The organism is Glaciecola sp. 2405UD65-10, assembly GCF_048820975.1.
In the GTDB taxonomy this organism is placed as follows: Bacteria; Pseudomonadota; Gammaproteobacteria; order Enterobacterales; family Alteromonadaceae; genus Glaciecola.
On record NZ_JBMEUF010000002.1, the window covers coordinates 216498 to 234655 of the forward strand.

The window sequence follows — 18158 nt, forward strand, 5'->3', positions numbered from 1 at the left end:
CCTAGCGCTTGTTGTCAGTTATTGGATTGGCCACTTCGTGTATATTATTAATTTGCTGATGCGGCGTGATTCTATGTATACCTTCAGTTACATACATATCGTTATCAGCTATAGCGCCACTAATGTACGCTTTTTCATTGTCAGCATACTCAATAGATACCATTCTTGTTTCAACCATTGCCTTACTGTTAATCACATACAGTGACCACATTCCCCTTACCCCACTCGCTAAGGCAGTAATTGGCACCCAAGCTCCTTGCTTGGTTTCGGGAGTATCAATAGCCCAAGTAACTAGGTCACCACTCACCAGTTTACTGATATCACTCTCATTTAAAGCTGTATCGTCAATTAGTAAAACCGTATCAATAGTGCGAGTGGCTAATTGACGCTCATTAGCTACTGAAATTAGCCTTGCATTCACACCAAGCCCGTTAATATGAATAGGATACGTTTGCCCTACTTTTAGTTTAAATGCAGTCTGCTCAGGCAAGCCAAATCGAGCTTCTAATTGAGTTGATTTCATAATGGAGAATACCGCTTGGCCTGCACCCAGCACTGTGCCCTCATCAATATATTGGCGAACAATTTGCCCGCTAAATGGCGCTATAATATTTGCTTTGGCTAATTCAACGTCAATACTGGCTAAACGTGCTTGCGCTTGGGAAACTGAAGCGTTAGCGGCATCGAGTTGCGCGTCTACTTCGTCTAAGCGCTGCTGAGGCTCTAGCTTTCTAGCTACAAGCTCTTGAACGCGTTTGGCTGATAGGCGTGCCAACTTAGCATTGGCCTTGGCGCTTTCTAGAGCGCTTTGAAGCTCATTTTGCTGAGCACTTAGGCGCAGTGTATCAAGGCTTGCTAATACTTCGCCTTTTTCAACATAACTGCCCTCGGGGCGCAACACCTCACTAAGTATACCGCTTGAATCAAATCCAATATCGGATTGCTGTGCTGATTCTAATTGCCCAAAAATAGTTCGCGGTTTGGTAAATCCATTTTGCACCTTAATTCGGCTAGTGTTTACTTGTGCATTTTGCATAACAAAGCCCTTGTTAGCATCACCAACCGAAGCACCCGAATTACCCGATAAAATCATAAGTAAACATAAAGCCGCAATTGACACCAGCGTAATAATTAATAGCGCAATAAAATTGGGTTTGCTTTGCTTTTCATTGCATTGCTGCGAAGTAGGCACGGCCGACATAAAATATCCTTTGGAGCTAGCAGTAGAAATTACATACTGAACACACTATACACGAATTGACCAAATCCTAGACTAAATATACTAGACTGTCTAGTCTATTAATGATAAGTTTTTAAATCGAACGAATGAGTTTTTAAATAAAATACATGCGCAAAAGGTGTGCTCGCCTCAGCATTATAGATTCACTTGGTAGTTTATGAACAACACACTTAAAAATAAGCAAATTGGTAGGCCTAAGTCACAAGCTAAGCGCCAGCAAATACTTGATGGTGCAACAGAGTTATTTCTAGCTAAGGGGTATACTCACACCGCTATGGACGCCATAGCAAAAAGCAGTGGCGTATCAAAACAAACCGTTTATTCACACTTTAATAGCAAAGAAGATTTGTACACCGCCATCATTGAAAATAAATGCCAAGAGTATCAAATTGATGATGCGAGTGTGTGCGTAAACAAGCCTTTGGGGGCTGTATTAACAAGCATTGCGGTTAAGTTCTTGCAGTTGATGCAAGATGAAAACGTGATTGCCATGTATAAATTGGTAATTGGTGAGGCAAGCAAAAATAACCGTGTTGCGCAGATTTTTCATGAAGCAGGTCCAAGACACGGCGTTAAGGTGCTTGCTAGGGTATTTGCTGTACATGAGTCTACTTTGTTTAGCCAAGATAAAGCAGAAGAAGCCGCGCTCGACTTCTTCAATTTGTTGAAAACTGATTTTCATATGGCCAGTATTTTAGATTTACCCTACAAACTGTCGCAAGCCGAGCAACAGGCATTGGGTGAAAAAGTCGCACACAAAATTATGCTTTTATTTCCAAGTAAAGCGCCCAATATTTCGTAAATGTGTTTAGCTTTTCTTAGGCGTAAATAATACCATTGCGATACCACCTAAAATAATTATTTGCGCTAAAATTAATTCAAAACCTAAGGCTTCATTAGCCCAAATAGCTCCACCTATAGCGGCTATTACAGGCACCAAAAGTTGCACCACTCCTGCTTGAATTCGGCTTAAGCCCTCTAAAGCTATATACCAAATTGCGTAGCCCAAGCCTGATGTTATAGCGCCCGATGCCAAAGCTAACAACACGCCAGTTGTTGAAATATTGGCGGGTATTATTAAAAACGCTAACAACAAAGCCAAACAGAATGGTAAGGCATAAATAAAATTGTTCTTTGTGTCTAACAAGGGAGATGCTGAGCCTTTTCCCATAAGCGTATATCCCGCCCACGCCACACCCGCTAAGCCCATTAAAATTACACCCAGTAACGAATTTGAACCGCTACTTTCACTATTTTGAGAAAGCACTAAGTACACTAAACCCGAAAACGCCACTATTAAACCGGCATATTGGAGTAAGTTGAAACGTTCTTTTTTAAACAAGCTAACAGAAATCATACTCAACTGTACGCAGCCAAATAAAATTAACGCACCAATGCCTGTGTCTAAAGCGATATAAGCATAAGAAAACCCTGCCGCATAAATGAATAATAAAGCGCCGCTTCGCCAATAGTGGCTGCTGCCGCGATGCGCACTGTGTGCATGCTGTGTGCTTTTATGAGTAAATAAGACCAAGCACCACAATGTAATTGCGCCTGATACTAAGCGCAAAATGGTGAAACTTGTGGCGTCAATGGTTTGATCTGCTAAGGCTAAGCGGCATAGCACCGAGTTACCCGCAAACGCAATTAAAGCGAGCAAAGTACTCAAACTGTATTTTAAAGTGGCATTCATAAATAGTTGGTTTTCTTTGTATTGCATGACTGTACTACATGACCAAGCTGATGCGTAAATTATTACATATTATTTTTTGGTGCCACTATGGCTGCAGTTTTACTGCTTATAAGAAAGGTAATCTTGGTATGTCTTAGTAAAAACAGAACGTTTAAAACATGAAGATGGAAACTGCCTCTGGCTATTACGTAGTGTTGACGATCAACTTTCCAGTGTGGTGGGCCAGCCTCTAGTAACTGCAAAAGTGAAAAATCTCTCACTTTTGCAGCGCGTCCACTTTCGTGGGAGTTATAAAAATGCCTAAATATCTACAACCACTTTACCGACTGCTTTGCCACTAGCCAGTAAATCGTGTGCTTTACTCACATCTTCTAAGGCAAATTGTTGTGGATCAACTACGGGCTTAAGCGCTCCAGAATCAACAGCAATGGCTAGTTTACGCAATATCTCACCATGGGTTTTGCGCTTAAGGTTATGTAGCATTGGAATAAGCATAAACACAACATGCAAAGACAAACCTTTAAAATGGGCCAAGGTTAAATCTAGCTCAAGCATGGCTACGGTTGTAGCAACTTGACCATTTAAAGCAGCGGCTTCAAACGATTTACTAATGTTAGCGCCGCCAACTGAGTCGAACACCACATCAAAACCATTTGAATCAGTATGCTTACTTACATAATCTTCAACTGATTCGTTAACATAGTTGATGCCCGTCGCACCAAGCTTCTCTATAAGTGCTAATTGCGACTCGCCGCCGCCGGTTGAGAAAACCTCAGCACCAAAGCTTTTCGCAAGTTGTACAGCTATGTGGCCTACGCCGCCAGAACCGCCGTGAACTAATACTTTTTGGCCTTGCTTAACGCCCGCGCGAGTTAAACCTTCATAGGCGGTAATACCCACTAAAGGAATTGCCGCTGCTTCACGCATAGAAATTGTTTCAGGTTTATGAGCAATTAGGTCAACATCTGCAAGCATGTATTCTGCAAGTGCGCCAGGTAAATCAGCTAAGCCACCGGCACAACCGTATACTTCGTCACCCACTTTGTATGCGACTACGCCTTCACCTACCGCTTCTACTATTCCAGCAAAATCCATTCCCAGAATAGCGGGTAAAGGTGGATTAAGCGGAGCAAGCTCTTCGCCCATTTGTCGAATCATCATATCAACGGTGTTGATACTAGTCGCTGCAATTTTAACAAGTACTGTGCCTGCTTTTACGTCTGGTTTTGCTACCGTGTCTAATTCAAACACATCACTTGCACCATAAGACTTTATTACCATCGCTTTCATATTCATTACCTTTTTCGTTGAATTTATGAACAAATTATAGATTATGAACAATAGCTTTGATAATATTCATATTAATATAATCACTTTATAGTTTTTTTAAATAATCAAAAAATGAATCTAGAACATTTAAAGTTGTTTACACGTATTGCTTCATTGCAAAACATTAGTTTAGCCGGCAAAGAACAAGGCTTGTCACCAGCGGTGTCGAGTACCTACGTGAATAAATTAGAAGAGAGTTTAGGCGTGCGTTTAGTACACCGAACCACGCGCCGTGTATCCTTAACCGAGGAAGGCTTAACTTTTTTACCCCATGCACTTCAGGTTCTTGAAAACGTAGAGCAAGCTAAATCTGCGGTAGGTGCCGGGCAGTCCATACCGCAAGGTAAGCTTAGAGTCACCGCGCCGGCCTCTTTTGGCCGCATGCATCTATTACCCGCATTAGCTGATTTCTTGTGTCAGTTTCCAAATTTATCGGTAGACCTGAACTTATCAGACAAAATCATTGATTTAGTAGAAGGCGGTTACGACATTGCTATTCGTGATGCGTCGTTAAATGATTCTTCGCTGATTGCGCGAAAACTAGCTAATGACAGGCGCTTTATATTTGCCTCGCCCTCTTACATAGAAAAATACGGTGAACCCAAAACCCCTGAAGAATTAAGCAAACATCGCTGTATTAACCTAATGGGCTTAGAACATTGGCAATTTATTGTTAATGGCGAAACTCAACATATAAAAACCAACAATATTCTGCGAACAGATAACGGCGAAGCCGCTAGAGATGCTGCAGCAGCAGGCATTGGTATAACGCTAAGCTCTACTTGGTGTGCCTATAAACACATCAAAGATAAAAGCTTAACGCCGATATTAACTGATTTCCCTTTAATATCTGATACGAATATTTGGGCGGTGTACCCAAGTTCTCGCTTAGTCGCGCCTAAAGTCAGAATGTTTATTGACCACTTCTCAAATAAGTTTAGCGAATCGCCGTATTGGGAAGAAGGATTATCTATTTAAAGCCTTATCTCTATAGGCATATCATTAGATTATATGCAAAAACTATAAACAGATTTAAATAAAATGAGAATTATCAAAAACAAATATATCCACTAAGCTAGTTCTATAATGAAGCATGGTTCACCGTTTACCTGTGCAATACCTTAGGACATAGCAATGAAAAAAACTATTTTGATTACCGGCTCTACTGACGGTATTGGCCTGGCAACCGCAAAAACACTGGCCGCTTTAGGTCACAATGTCCTTCTGCATGGGCGCAGTAGCGCAAAGTTAGCAAGCACTAAAGACATTCTATTAAGCGTGAGTGGCCACGGCAATGTTGAAACTTATCAAGCTGACTTATCTGTATTATCTGATGTGAAAGCACTAGCCGACGAGATTAAAAGCAATCATTCTTCAATTGATGTGCTCATAAATAATGCGGGTGTTTATGTAGTACCCAAGAAAGTTTCTTTCGATAATCTAGATGTAAGGTATGCGGTAAACACTATTGCCCCTTACTTACTAACACGCTTATTACTTCCCTTGTTAAAGAACAAAGCTCGCGTTGTCAATTTATCTTCAGCGGCTCAGGCCTCGGTCAAACCAAGTGAACTTAGCCAGCCAAGTGTATTATCTGACAGCGCTGTTTACGCACGAAGCAAGTTGGCCATTACTATGTGGACGACCCAATTGGCAAAAACGTTTGTTAGAGACGGCTTAGTATTAGTGTCGGTTAATCCTGCATCTATGTTAGGCAGTAAAATGGTTAAATCAGCCTATGGTGTGGTGGGCGGTGATATTCAAACAGGCGCAGACGTATTGGTAAAAGCATCAACCTCAGATGAGTTTGAAAACGCATCGGGATTATATTTTGATAACGACATTGGCCGATTCGCAAACCCACACCCTGATGCCTTAGTAGAAAGCAAACGAGTTGCTGTAGTTAATGAGCTTGATAAGATACTAAGTCAACATATTGAAGAAGTTAGTGCATAGTAAGTGCTTACAGTTAAACGTAAAGCTAAGCGAAAAGGCGAGTCACTCACTCGCCTTTTTCTTTTTCTAAATATATAAAATCACCTTAACAAGAGGCCATATTTTCCGTCCACATTAAGCTAAAGTTTGCTACACTTACCCGAATTAAAATCAACTTAGCGACAGCATGATTTCATTTACCGGCGAACATATTCTTAGTGTTAATCAATTTGACCGTGAAGCGGTAGAGCGGGTTTTCACTATTGCAGATAACATGAAGCCCTATGCGGCACGTCAAAAACGCACAACTGTGCTAGACGGCGCTATTTTAGGTAACTTATTTTTTGAGCCGAGTACTCGAACACGAGTCAGTTTCGGTACTGCCTTTAATTTGCTGGGCGGTGAGGTACGCGAAACCGTAGGAATGAGCAATTCAGCACTCGCTAAGGGTGAATCATTATATGACACCGCACGGGTGTTAAGTGGCTATAGTGATATTATTGCGATGCGCCATCCACAAGCGGGCTCAGTAGCTGAATTTGCGCAAGGTAGCCGAGTCCCAGTTATTAACGGCGGTGACGGAGCCAATGAGCACCCTACGCAAGCCTTACTTGATCTTTACACCATTGCCAATGAGCGCGCTTACTTCGGTCACGGTATTGATGGCTTGCATATTGCCATGATAGGCGACTTAAAACACGGAAGAACCGTCCATTCGCTTGCCACTATGCTGTGCTTGTTTAAGCACATTAAGTTTACACTTATATCGCCTAAAGACCTGAGCATGCCTACGCATATATGCGACATTATAGTAAACTCTGGCCACGAATTGATTGTTACCGAACAGCTTGAAGGTATTGTTGAAGCCGATATTTGCTATCAAACACGGGTTCAGGAAGAGCGCTTTGAAACACAAGAATTAGCCAATCAATACCGGGGTAAATTTCGTTTAAACCAGCAAATTTATACCCAGCACTTTAAATCACAAACGGTGATTATGCATCCATTACCGCGTGATTCTAGGTCAGAAGCAAACGAATTAGATAACGACCTTAACAGCCATCCAAACCTTGCCATATTTCGCCAAACTGACAACGGCGTTTTAGTAAGAATGGCTTTATTCGCCCTAACCTTAGGCGTAGAAAATACAATCAGTGACTTTGATCAAGAAGTACATTGGTACAGCAATAAGAGTAAAAAGTAACTTATGACTAAATCAGAAATATTGTTCGAACGTGCACAAAAAACCATTCCCGGCGGAGTTAACTCGCCTGTTAGAGCATTTAAAGCCGTGGGCGGAACGCCTCGTTTTATAACGCGCGCCGATGGCCCATATATGTTTGACGTTGATGGTAATCAATACATTGATTACGTAAACTCTTGGGGTCCTATGGTGCTAGGCCATAATAACCCAGCTATTCGTGAGGCTGTTATTAAAGCCGCTGAATTTGGTTTGAGTTATGGCGCACCTACCGAAGCTGAAATTGAAATGGCTGAATTAGTCAGTAGCATCGTTCCATCTATGGAAATGGTGCGTATGGTGAACTCTGGTACAGAAGCGACTATGAGTGCTATTCGATTGGCTCGCGGCTATACCAGCAAAAACAAATTACTAAAATTTGAAGGTTGTTATCATGGCCATGCTGATTCATTACTGGTTAAAGCTGGCTCTGGCGCTTTAACCCTAGGTGTCCCAAGTTCACCGGGTGTGCCTGATGATGTGGCAAAACATACACTCACTATGGAATTTAATAACTTAGATTCAGTGAAGCAAGCCTTTGAAGAACATGGTGACGACATAGCCTGTATTATTGTTGAACCGGTTGCCGGCAACATGAACTGCATTCCGCCTGCACCAGGCTTTTTGGAAGGCCTTCGCGCTATTTGTGATCAATACGGTGCCGTACTTATTTTTGACGAGGTAATGACGGGCTTTAGAGTATCTTTAGGCGGTGCCCAAGAGCGCTTTGGCGTAACACCTGACTTAACATGCTTAGGCAAAGTTATTGGTGGCGGCATGCCAGTGGGTGCTTTTGGTGGTAAACGCGACATTATTACTCATATAGCGCCTACCGGACCTGTTTATCAAGCCGGTACCTTGTCGGGTAATCCTATTGCCATGGCGGCTGGCTTGTGTGCACTAAAACAATTAAAAGCCGAGGGTTTCTACAATAGCATTTTTGAAAATACACAAACGTTGGTTGATGGATTTCAAAAAATGGCCGATAAAAATGGTATACCACTGAGTACCAATATTGCCGGTAGCATGTTTGGTATTTTCTTTACTACTAATAAAGTTGTGAACTACAAGCAGGCCATTAGCGTGAATCAAGCTCAATTTAATCAGTTTTACCACAACATGTTAAACGAGGGTGTGTACCTAGCGCCGGCTTCGTTTGAGGCAGGATTTGTATCTAAAATGCACACGCCTGATGTAATTGAAGCCACTTTGCATGCTGCTGATAAAGCTTTTAGTAAGATAAGCGTTTAAGCCAGTGCTGTGGGGATTGCTCGCAATACTCGCATTAATACTCTACGCGGTGATAATCACCGCGTTGTGGTATTTTGCTAAAAAGCAAAATATTGCTAACGAAACGCTGTTAAACATTCCGGTAAAAAGGGAGCCTCCCCTTAATACGCCTATAAAAGATCCCATTGCGCAAAAAGCTGATGAAGCGCAAACTCTGCAACAAACCTTTCAAAAATTTGTGCCGCGGCAATTTGTTGATCACTTTGCGATGGGCGGTGCTGAGTCACTTAAATTAGGCTATGCAAACAATGATGAAGTAGCCGTAATGTTTTGCGACATTCGTGGGTTTACAGGATTGTCTGAGCAAATGACGCCTCAGCAACTGATGAATTTTTTAAACTCCTATTTCTTGCGAATGAATGCCCCTATTCATGACAATTTTGGCTTTATTGATAAATTCATTGGTGATGCCATTATGGCCTTATTTGACCACCCCAACGGCCAAGCCATGCACAAAGCCGCTGATGCTATTAATGCCGCTTTGGGATTACAAAAAGCCTTAAAGCTATATAACCAACATCGAAGCAACAGCGGATATGCTGCCATTAAAAATGGTGTTGGCTTGCACTATGGGCCTGTAGTACTTGGCACTGTAGGCTCTGATGACCGCATGGATACCACGGTAATTGGCGATACCGTGAATATTGCCCAGCGCATAGAATCATTAACTGACCCCCTTGGCATTGATATTATGGCAAGCCAAGCGCTAGTAGATGAAGCCCTCAAACATATGTCGTTTTCGCACCGCTTGGTTGACAACGTGGTATTAAAAGGAAGAAGCACCAGTGTAGACTTGGTTGAAATATATGAACACCTTCCACCTCACGAAATAGAACAACGAGACGCCAGCATCCATCTAATACAAGAAGGTATTCAGTTACGTAGTGCGCGTAATTTCAAAGATGCCATCACCTTATTTAAGCGCGCTTGCCTTAAGTACCCAAATGACACCGTATTAAAGCATCATTTGAAAGTATGTGAAGAACTCAACTATACGCTAGAGTGGGACGGTAAAGTTCATTTATAAAATGCGATAGCAAACTTAGCTTACGCCTTCACTTTCATTTTGCGCAATATTTACGTTGGCACGCATAAACGTAATGGAAGGTGCAAAAAACACGGCACCGGTTTCTGCATTAGAGTAATCAAGTAGTTTGTCATAGTGGCCATTTCCATCACCGTATATGCGGCTAAACAAATAATTTTTAAACGCATTGGGATGGCTACTGCATGATACAAAATACAAGCCTTGGGTGGTCATATCACCATACGGCATGCTTTGGTTTAGCAATATTGGGAACTCCCCTTTTGGCCCTACAAGTTTAGTTCTAAAGGCATGAGAATCTAGCCCTGAGCCTAACACATCCATATTGTGCTGCTTGGTTTTACCCATCACTAACTGCTGATTTTTTTCTGACAAATGTGACCATTTGTCCATGTCATGGCGGTAACGCTGAATATGAATGTATGAGCCACCTTCAAAGTAAGCGTCATCTTTATTGACTAAACTAATATCAAACTTTTGTCGTCCACGAGGGTTATCATCTGCTAATACAAAGCCTGTCCAGTCACGGCCATCAAGGTAGCGAAACGCTTGAACTTGCTCAACTAATTCAGTGTGTAACTTAAGTAGTTTGCTTACTTCTATGCCTATGGCTTGGCAAATATCTAAGCGGTCAGCTCTTATTTGAATAAACAAATCACATGGCAACACTGGCGCACAGCGATCATCACATTGCATGTCGGGGAACGATGATAAATTAGCCGGCCTAGCATGTGGATACAATTCATCCCAAAAAGCGCCGCCAATACCCACCACACCTGATACCATCGCCTCGTAATGTTCGTCATCGAAGGTTTCAAATACATCTAAAATATGCACCAATTTTTGGCGCATGCTGGCAACGTCGTCATCTACTACATTATAGAGTAAGTAAAGACAATGAAGATTAGGTTCGGCACATATGCCTTTTTGTGGCTGGGTCATTAATAGCCTGCTGCTTGTCCGTCTTTGCGAGATTCTGATGCACCGTAGTACACCTTGTTTTTATCATCAAACATTATAGCCTGATAACCACCAAACGCGCCTACGCTATCGGTTAATATATGCCCTTTTTGGCCCAAATCGCGCCGCGTTTTTTCACTAAAACCGCTTTCTAAACTGATGTAACCGCCATCAAGCATTTTATGCCCCGTAGGAGAGCTTGAACCTGTGTGCAGTATTCTAGGTGCATCACCTGCTTCTTGTAAATTCATGCCAAAATCAATCATGTTAACAATGATTTGCGCGTGCATTTGCGGCTGCGTTCCCCCGCCCATAACACCAAAACTCATAAGAGGCTTATTGTTCTTTGTCACAAATGCCGGAATAATTGTATGGAAGGGCCGCTTGCCTGGCTCGTATTGGTTAAAATGCCCTTCTTGGAGACTGAACATTTCACCACGATTTTGCAGCACAAATCCGAGGTCAGTGGGGATCATACCTGAGCCCATTCCCCTATAATTGCTTTGTATTAATGACACCATGTTGCCGAAGCGGTCAGCCACCGTAAGGTAAATAGTATCACCTTCATTTTTACCTGCATCTACTCTTTTACTTGCTTTGCTAGGTGATATTAACTGTTGGCGTTTTCTAGCGTACTCTTTAGAAATTAGCCAATCAACTGGAATTTGGTTGAAGGCTGGATCAGCATAAAACTTGGCGCGGTCTGCAAAGGCAAGTTTCTTAGCTTCAACAAAAGTATGAATGAACTCGGCTGAATCACGCTGCATACCTTCAATGTCGTACAGTTCGAGTATGTTTAATATTTGTAGCGCAGCAATTCCTTGGCCATTTGGCGGCAGCTCCCACACATCAACGCCTCTGTAATTACTTGAAACGGGTTCAAGCCATTCAGAATAGTGCGCCGCCATATCTTGGTATGATAAAAAGCCGCCTTGCTGCTTCATGAATGCCCCAATGGTGCGTGCAATATCGCCTTTGTAAAACGCATCACGCCCGCCGGTAGCTATTTTTTCATAGGTATTAGCTAAGGCCGGGTTTTTGAATATTTCGCCCTTTTTGGGTGTATTGCCGTTGGTGGTAAAGGTTTGTTCAAAGCCAGGATACTGGCCTATACGCTGCTGATTCACTGAAAAGTAATACGCAATAAGCTCGCTTACAGGAAAGCCATTTCGCGCGTAACTTATAGCGGGTGCCAATAAGTTTTGCATAGGTAAACTACCAAAACGCTCAGATAGCATAAACCAGCCATCAACCGCGCCAGGAACCGACACAGGTAAAGGGCCAAACTTAGGAATTTCGCTTAAGCCCTGCTTTTTAAATTCATCTAAGCTTAACGACAGTGGAGATCGCCCAGATGCATTGAGCCCATACAATTGCTTAGATTGCGCATCCCACACAATTGCGAACAAGTCGCCTCCAATACCACTACCAGTAGGCTCGACTAAACCAAGCATAGCATTAGCGGCAATGGCCGCATCTATGGCGTTTCCACCCTGCTTAAGTACATCTAATCCCACTTGGGTAGCTAATGGTTGGCTAGTAGCCACCATACCATTTTGCGCAATCACCTCAGAGCGCGTAGCGAAAGATTCACCGGTTACGCGATCTGCCCCTATTGCGCTGCCCGCTAGATGTAAACTGCCAAGTAGTATGCCTGAGCAAGCAAACAGTAATGACTTTAATTTCATGTGCACCCTTCTTTTTGTTTTTTTAAATTGACTGGTAGCGTAATTAATATCTTGGTACTTTATAGCTTCTTTATAGCCTTCGCGCCATACTGCTGAAAACACGTAGCCATCATTGCTTAGTGTAACCTTACAAACCTTAGCTCACAACACGAAAAGTGAGGCATCTTATGAATCAAGCTAATTCACAGCCCCAAGCAAGCCACATTAATTATGTAGAATTTGCAGCAAATAATTTGGCACTAATTAAATCATTTTACGTAAACACCTTTAATTGGCAGTTTACTGATTATGGCGACCAGTACATTGCCTTTGAAAACGCGGGTTTACATGGCGGGTTTTATTTATCAAAGCATTCCAATAATGCTGACATTGGCGGCGCACTAGTTGTGTTGCAAAGTAATGATTTAGAACACAGCAAAGCCCAAATAATAGCGAACGGGGGAAGCATTAAAACAGACATATTTAGCTTTCCCGGTGGCAAGCGATTTCATTTTCTAGACCCTTGCAACAACGAGTTAGCGGTTTGGTGCATAGACTAGCAAATACTTTTTTACTAAAAACAATGTTAAGGATACAAAATGCAGTTTTTACATACCATGGTGCGAGTAACTGATTTAGACGCATCGCTTCATTTTTATTGTGATTTATTAGGGATGGTACAAACTCGCCGCTACGACAGTGACAAAGGGCGCTTTTCCCTTATTTATTTAGCTGCCCCTGATGACGCAGAATCAGTTAAAAACAAACAAGCACCTGAGTTAGAGTTAACCTATAACTGGGACCCAGAAGAAGCTTACACCATAGGGCGTGCTTTTGGTCACTTAGCCTTTAGAGTAGAGAACATTTACAGCTTATGTGAGCAACTTCAAGCTAACGGGGTAGTAATTAACCGCCCCCCACGTGATGGACACATGGCCTTTGTTCGCTCCCCCGACAACATATCAATTGAGCTATTACAGAAAGGGGAAGCGCTGCCAAGTGCTGAGCCTTGGGCAAGCATGCCAAATACGGGTGAGTGGTAAACAGCCTTTATTACCTACCACAGCCTGAAATGCTAAGCATAAAAAAAGCCAACTACTTTGGGTAGTTGGCTTTATTAATTAGTGCGGTTTTTATTCTATCTTATTATTTTTATTATTTATTTGTAACCGCATTTTCCCTTCAAACTTTTAAAAAGCGTTGTTTATTTGAACTCAGGGTAGGCTTCTAAGCCACACTCGCTCATATCAACACCTTCAAACTCTTCTTCTTCAGTTACTCGTACACCAATGATTGCTTTGATGATTAACCAAACAACTAGGCTAGTTACGAATACCCAAACAAAGATAGTAAGTGCACCAATAATTTGGCCACTAAACGAAGAACCAGTGTTAGTGATTGGTACTAATAATAAGCCTAATAAACCAACTACACCGTGAACTGAAATAGCGCCCACTGGATCATCAATCTTAAGCTTGTCTAAACCAATAATACTAAATACAACTAAAACACCGCCGGCAGCGCCGAACAAAGTAGCTTCAAGTGCATCTGGAGTAGAAGGTTCAGCTGTAATAGCAACTAAGCCTGCTAATGCACCGTTTAATGCCATGGTTAAATCAGCTTTACCGAACATTAGGCGAGCTACAATTAATGCAGCAACTAATCCACCTGCAGCGGCCATGTTGGTATTCATAAATACAACAGCAACACTGTTTGCGCTTTCTACCGAAGCAGTCGCCAATACAGAACCACCGTTAAAGCCAAACCAACCCATCCATAAAATGAATGTACCTAAAGTGGCAAGTGGTAAGTTAGCACCAGGAATCGCGTTTGCTTTTCCGTCGGCAGTGTATTTACCTTTACGAGCACCTAGTACCAATACACCCGCTAACGCAGCAGCTGCACCAGCCATGTGTACAATACCTGAACCTGCGAAGTCAGAGAAACCAAGGTCACCTAGTACATACATACCAAATACAGCTTCGCCGTTCCAAGTCCAAGCACCTTCCATTGGATAGATGAAACCTGTTAAAACCACAGCGAACAATAAGAAAGACCAAAGCTTCATACGCTCAGCAACCGCACCAGATACGATTGACATTGCTGTAGCAACAAATACTACTTGGAAGAAGAAGTCAGCTGATGGTGCGTAAGTCGCAGCATCTTCTGCAACGCCGGTTGCGCCGTCACCAGTAATACCTGACAAGAAGAAATCACCACCGTACATAATTGCGTAACCACAAATCATATACATGATGCACGAAATCGCATAAAGCGATACGTTTTTAGTTAAAATTTCAGTGGTGTTTTTAGCGCGTACTAAGCCCGCTTCTAACATAGTGAAACCTGCCGCCATCCACATTACGAATGCGCCGCAAATCAAAAAATAGAAGGTATCTAATGCATACCCTAGTTCAAATGTAATTTCCATTGTGTTTTCTCCGAGAAATGCTTAATGCTTATAGGGCTTCAGTATCAACTTCGCCAGTACGAATACGTACCGCTTGCTGAAGGTCATAAACGAATACTTTACCGTCACCAATTTTGCCGGTTTTAGCAGCGCCAACAATGGCCTCTACCAAACGCTCAACCTGATCAGTTTGAACCGCAATTTCAAGTTTCACTTTTGGTAAAAAGTCTACTTGATATTCAGCTCCGCGATATAATTCAGTATGTCCTTTCTGACGTCCAAATCCCTTAACTTCAGTAACGGTCAAACCGTCGATGCCGATCTCAGAGATGGCCTCACGAACATCATCTAGCTTGAAAGGCTTTATGATTGCAGTGACTAGTTTCATGTGTTGCTCCTGCTATTTTTTTAAAATAAATGAGTGATAAAGCGTTGGTTTGAATTTGATAATACAAAACCAGTGCCAAAAATTAATTATTATAAAAAACAGAAACTTAACTAATTGAATTGGATCTTACGAGGCATAATGCGCACGATAAAGGTGCGCATTGATGTTTTTGAGCCATTGTGGTGCATTATTGGGTGTTAAACGTTATAGCTTTGTAAACCGTTTATTAACTAAATAACTTTTCCCACCACGATTTATTCTTTATTTCATCTTGTTTAAGAGGTTTAGGCTGAGCTGCACAAGGCTGCGCGGCGTCAAGTGCAGCTTTGATTGCAGGTAAACTCACCACCCCAGGACAACCGGCCAACATGCGCACACCCGTTTTTTTGTTGAAGTGCGCAATGGTCAAACTATCAGGGAAGCGTCTAACAAGGGTTTTTGGTGACTGTTGCTTTTGCAGTTCAATAAATACTGCCAATGCCCCTGTTGCTCCCGACATATTTATAGGTTCGTTGTTGTCGTTACCCAGCCACACACTGGTTACTAGGTTTCTATCAAACCCACTAAACCAGCTGTCGCGGTAGTCATCAGTAGTACCTGTTTTGCCCGCCATATTAATGTTAGGAAAGGCTTCTTTAACACGCTTTGCAGTGCCATCAAGCGTGACTTTGTGCAAGGCATAATTAAGTAAATAAGTAGCGTCTTCATCAGCTCTTTGCAGAGCTTGTGATGGGCGTTTCCAAACTAATTGATTAGTATGCGTTGACACTGCAAATAGCGTATACAAAGGTTTCATTACACCGTTATTTGATAGCGTTTGATACATTTGATTAACTTGTAAAGGTGACAGTTCAACCGCCCCTAGCGCCACAGAAGGTAGTACCCTTGCATTGGTTTCAACGCCTAACCTTTGTAGGGTGCTAAGTACTTCGCCAAAACCTATTTGCGCAGCCAAATTAACGCTAGGCACATTATACGACTTCACCAAAGCGTCAACTAAAGACACTTGCCCACGAAACTTCTTATCAGCGTTCATGGGTTGCCACAATTTACCCTCAGCATCATCAAAGCTCACTGGCTCATCTTGTAAAACGGTGGCCAAATTAAATCGCTCTGGCTGCTCAAGCGCGGCTAAATATGTTACCGGCTTTATGAGCGACCCTATAGGACGGTAGGCATTTAAAGCACGATTAAAACCAGCATAAGTGATTTCTTTACCTCCTATCATAGCGCGAATTCCGCCGCTTTTAATATCTGACATCACCAATGCCGCTTCTAAATTAGCTTGCTTATATATTTTTGATTTAGAAGCGACCACTTTAACCAGTGCAGCTTCTGCACGGCGCTGGGCGTTTATATCCAAAGTAGTAAATACCTTCACACCAGCTTGACGCTCGGTTTTATCAGCAATTACGTTTTTTAGTTCATCTCGTACTTTATCCATAAAGGCGGGATGCATACCTGAGGCTAAACTAGGGCTATTGTTTACAAGTAGCGGCGCATTGATGGCGGTTTTATACTCTACTCGGTTAATTTCGTTGGCTTCAAACAACAAACGCAGAACTAAATTACGTCGCTCTACAGTGCGTTCAGCGCGGCGTTTAGGGTCATAATATGAAGGGCCTTTGACTAAGCCAACCAAGGTGGCAATTTCTTGAATTTCGAGTTCATGCAAAGGCTTGTTAAAATAGTAATGGCTAGCTAAGCCAAAGCCATGTATCGCTACAGCGCCGTTTTGACCTAAAAACACCTCGTTAATATAGGCGTTTAATATTGCTTCTTTGCTGTAACGCGCATCAATCACTAAGGCCATCGCGGCCTCTTTAAGCTTTCGCACATACGAGCGTTCGCGAGTTAAAAATAGATTTTTCACGAGTTGTTGCGTAAGAGTGCTTCCTCCTTGCACCGTGCGTCCGGCGCTTATATTAGCAATGAGTGCACGTAAAATGGATAAAGGAGCAACACCATGATGATTATAAAAGTTTTGGTCTTCAACCACGATTAAACCGGTTTTAAGTAGGTCAGGAATGTCAACGCTATCTACTAGCATGCGGTCTTCATCAAGGCCGCCAACCAAGCGAGATACTAACCAAGGCTCTAAACTGGTGCGCGTAAGGGTATTGCCGTTATCGAGCACGCGAATACGTTTTATGCGCCCGTTTTCCCACTCAATGCGCATACGTTGTTGCGGGTAGGTATTATTGGGGTAATAAAATTCGCGCCTATAAATGGTGAGCGCCTTGCTAGAAACCGCAAACTCACCAACCTCATCAGCTTGCGCTTCTTTGCGATACCCTAGCAAATTAAGCTCATCAATCACTTCTTGCGGAGTAATCTCTTGCTTTACATCAAGTATTAAGGGGCGCGCATAAATTTGCGCAGGCACTTGCCACTTTTGCCCTTCAAAGCGCGGCTTTATTTGCGCGTCTAAATACACTAAATAAGCAACAATAAGGGCTGTGAAAATAATAAGTAGCTTAAAGAAATGCCGAGTAAGCCATCTAAATGGCGCAAACAAAAATGTGTTAATTTTCAAACAAACCCCTGCGTTAAATATTGATTACATTTATTAAAAACGTGCATTTACTTTCCTTTGCACTTTGCGTTAGCCACTGCTGTCACAAAAGCATTGTTTAAATTTGATACATTAGTCTATGCGACTAGACAAACATTAGGCCTAAGACTAGGCTGATAGTTCAACCCCATTAACGGTAAGGCAAACTTATGAAAGTTAATATAGAGCTAGACATTTCACCGGCAGAAGCGCGGGAAATATTTGGACTGCCTGATTTTAGCGAGTTACATACCTCAATTACAAACGACTTATTAAAAAAATGCGAAGAAGATCCGCAAAAAGCTTTTGAAATGTTTATTAAACCCACTATGGAGTCAGGCATGACGGGCTTTAAGACATACCAAGACATGATGAACACTTTTTTGAACACCAGCAGTAAAGGTTGA

The 18158-nt window shown here is 42.3% G+C and carries 17 protein-coding genes; 9 read left to right on the forward strand and 8 right to left on the reverse strand.

Features of this window, described 5'->3' with window-relative positions:
• Position 1: 1 nt before the first annotated feature.
• Positions 2–1201, reverse strand: a complete 1200-nt coding sequence (locus tag ACOI22_RS13050; RefSeq protein ID WP_420672556.1) for an efflux RND transporter periplasmic adaptor subunit — start codon at positions 1199–1201, stop codon at positions 2–4.
• Between the two features lie 196 nt (positions 1202–1397).
• On the opposite strand from ACOI22_RS13050, the gene ACOI22_RS13055 reads away from it, so the two are divergent.
• Positions 1398–2042 carry a TetR/AcrR family transcriptional regulator gene (locus ACOI22_RS13055; protein ID WP_420672557.1) on the forward strand — a complete coding sequence of 215 codons (645 nt, stop codon included), beginning with the start codon at positions 1398–1400 and terminating at the stop codon, positions 2040–2042.
• Positions 2043–2048: 6 nt separating this feature from the next.
• On the opposite strand, the gene ACOI22_RS13060 is transcribed toward ACOI22_RS13055, so the two are convergent.
• Both ACOI22_RS13060 and ACOI22_RS13065 read right to left on the reverse strand, forming a co-directional pair.
• Complete coding sequence (locus ACOI22_RS13060) at positions 2049–2960, reverse strand: DMT family transporter (protein WP_420672558.1); 912 nt, start codon at positions 2958–2960, stop codon at positions 2049–2051.
• Between the two features lie 273 nt (positions 2961–3233).
• Positions 3234–4223, reverse strand: a complete 990-nt coding sequence (locus ACOI22_RS13065; protein WP_420672559.1) for a zinc-dependent alcohol dehydrogenase family protein — start codon at positions 4221–4223, stop codon at positions 3234–3236.
• Positions 4224–4334: 111 nt separating this feature from the next.
• On the opposite strand from ACOI22_RS13065, the gene ACOI22_RS13070 reads away from it, so the two are divergent.
• The 5 genes from ACOI22_RS13070 (at position 4335) to ACOI22_RS13090 (ending at position 9754) form a co-directional block, all read left to right on the forward strand.
• Complete coding sequence (locus tag ACOI22_RS13070) at positions 4335–5240, forward strand: LysR family transcriptional regulator (protein WP_420672560.1); 906 nt, start codon at positions 4335–4337, stop codon at positions 5238–5240.
• Between the two features lie 156 nt (positions 5241–5396).
• Positions 5397–6218, forward strand: coding sequence for an SDR family NAD(P)-dependent oxidoreductase (locus ACOI22_RS13075; protein ID WP_420672561.1), 822 nt, complete (start codon positions 5397–5399; stop codon positions 6216–6218).
• A gap of 166 nt (positions 6219–6384) precedes the next feature.
• Entirely contained in the window at positions 6385–7401 is a 1017-nt protein-coding gene (locus ACOI22_RS13080) for an aspartate carbamoyltransferase (RefSeq protein ID WP_420672562.1), read from the forward strand.
• A gap of 3 nt (positions 7402–7404) precedes the next feature.
• Positions 7405–8688, forward strand: coding sequence for a glutamate-1-semialdehyde 2,1-aminomutase (gene hemL, locus ACOI22_RS13085; RefSeq protein ID WP_420672563.1), 1284 nt, complete (start codon positions 7405–7407; stop codon positions 8686–8688).
• A gap of 16 nt (positions 8689–8704) precedes the next feature.
• The gene (locus ACOI22_RS13090; RefSeq protein ID WP_420672564.1) at positions 8705–9754 is read left to right on the forward strand and encodes an adenylate/guanylate cyclase domain-containing protein; all 1050 of its coding nucleotides are present in this window, start codon (positions 8705–8707) and stop codon (positions 9752–9754) included.
• 15 nt (positions 9755–9769) lie between these two features.
• Here ACOI22_RS13090 and ACOI22_RS13095 read toward each other — a convergent pair whose 3' ends face one another.
• Together ACOI22_RS13095 and ggt are read right to left on the reverse strand one after the other, a co-directional pair.
• The gene (locus ACOI22_RS13095) at positions 9770–10714 is read right to left on the reverse strand and encodes a Dyp-type peroxidase (RefSeq protein ID WP_420672565.1); all 945 of its coding nucleotides are present in this window, start codon (positions 10712–10714) and stop codon (positions 9770–9772) included.
• Positions 10714–12420 carry a gamma-glutamyltransferase gene (gene ggt / locus ACOI22_RS13100; RefSeq protein ID WP_420672566.1) on the reverse strand — a complete coding sequence of 569 codons (1707 nt, stop codon included), beginning with the start codon at positions 12418–12420 and terminating at the stop codon, positions 10714–10716. Before ggt ends, ACOI22_RS13095 begins: the two co-directional genes overlap by 1 nt.
• Before the next feature lie 167 nt (positions 12421–12587).
• Here ggt and ACOI22_RS13105 point away from each other — a divergent pair, with 167 nt between their 5' ends.
• Both ACOI22_RS13105 and gloA read left to right on the forward strand, forming a co-directional pair.
• Positions 12588–12959 (forward strand): VOC family protein, encoded by a 372-nt coding sequence (locus ACOI22_RS13105; RefSeq protein WP_420672567.1) that lies wholly within the window; start codon positions 12588–12590, stop codon positions 12957–12959.
• Positions 12960–12998: 39 nt separating this feature from the next.
• Positions 12999–13442, forward strand: a complete 444-nt coding sequence (gene gloA / locus ACOI22_RS13110) for a lactoylglutathione lyase (RefSeq protein WP_420672568.1) — start codon at positions 12999–13001, stop codon at positions 13440–13442.
• Between the two features lie 161 nt (positions 13443–13603).
• Here gloA and ACOI22_RS13115 read toward each other — a convergent pair whose 3' ends face one another.
• The 3 genes from ACOI22_RS13115 to mrcB all read right to left on the reverse strand — a co-directional run bounded on the left by ACOI22_RS13115 (position 13604) and on the right by mrcB (position 17733).
• Positions 13604–14830, reverse strand: a complete 1227-nt coding sequence (locus tag ACOI22_RS13115) for an ammonium transporter (protein WP_420672569.1) — start codon at positions 14828–14830, stop codon at positions 13604–13606.
• Between the two features lie 28 nt (positions 14831–14858).
• Positions 14859–15197, reverse strand: coding sequence for a P-II family nitrogen regulator (gene glnK, locus ACOI22_RS13120; RefSeq protein ID WP_420672570.1), 339 nt, complete (start codon positions 15195–15197; stop codon positions 14859–14861).
• A gap of 226 nt (positions 15198–15423) precedes the next feature.
• Complete coding sequence (gene mrcB / locus ACOI22_RS13125; protein ID WP_420672571.1) at positions 15424–17733, reverse strand: penicillin-binding protein 1B; 2310 nt, start codon at positions 17731–17733, stop codon at positions 15424–15426.
• 188 nt (positions 17734–17921) lie between these two features.
• Between mrcB and ACOI22_RS13130 the strand changes: the two genes are divergently transcribed.
• Complete coding sequence (locus tag ACOI22_RS13130; RefSeq protein WP_420672572.1) at positions 17922–18158, forward strand: hypothetical protein; 237 nt, start codon at positions 17922–17924, stop codon at positions 18156–18158.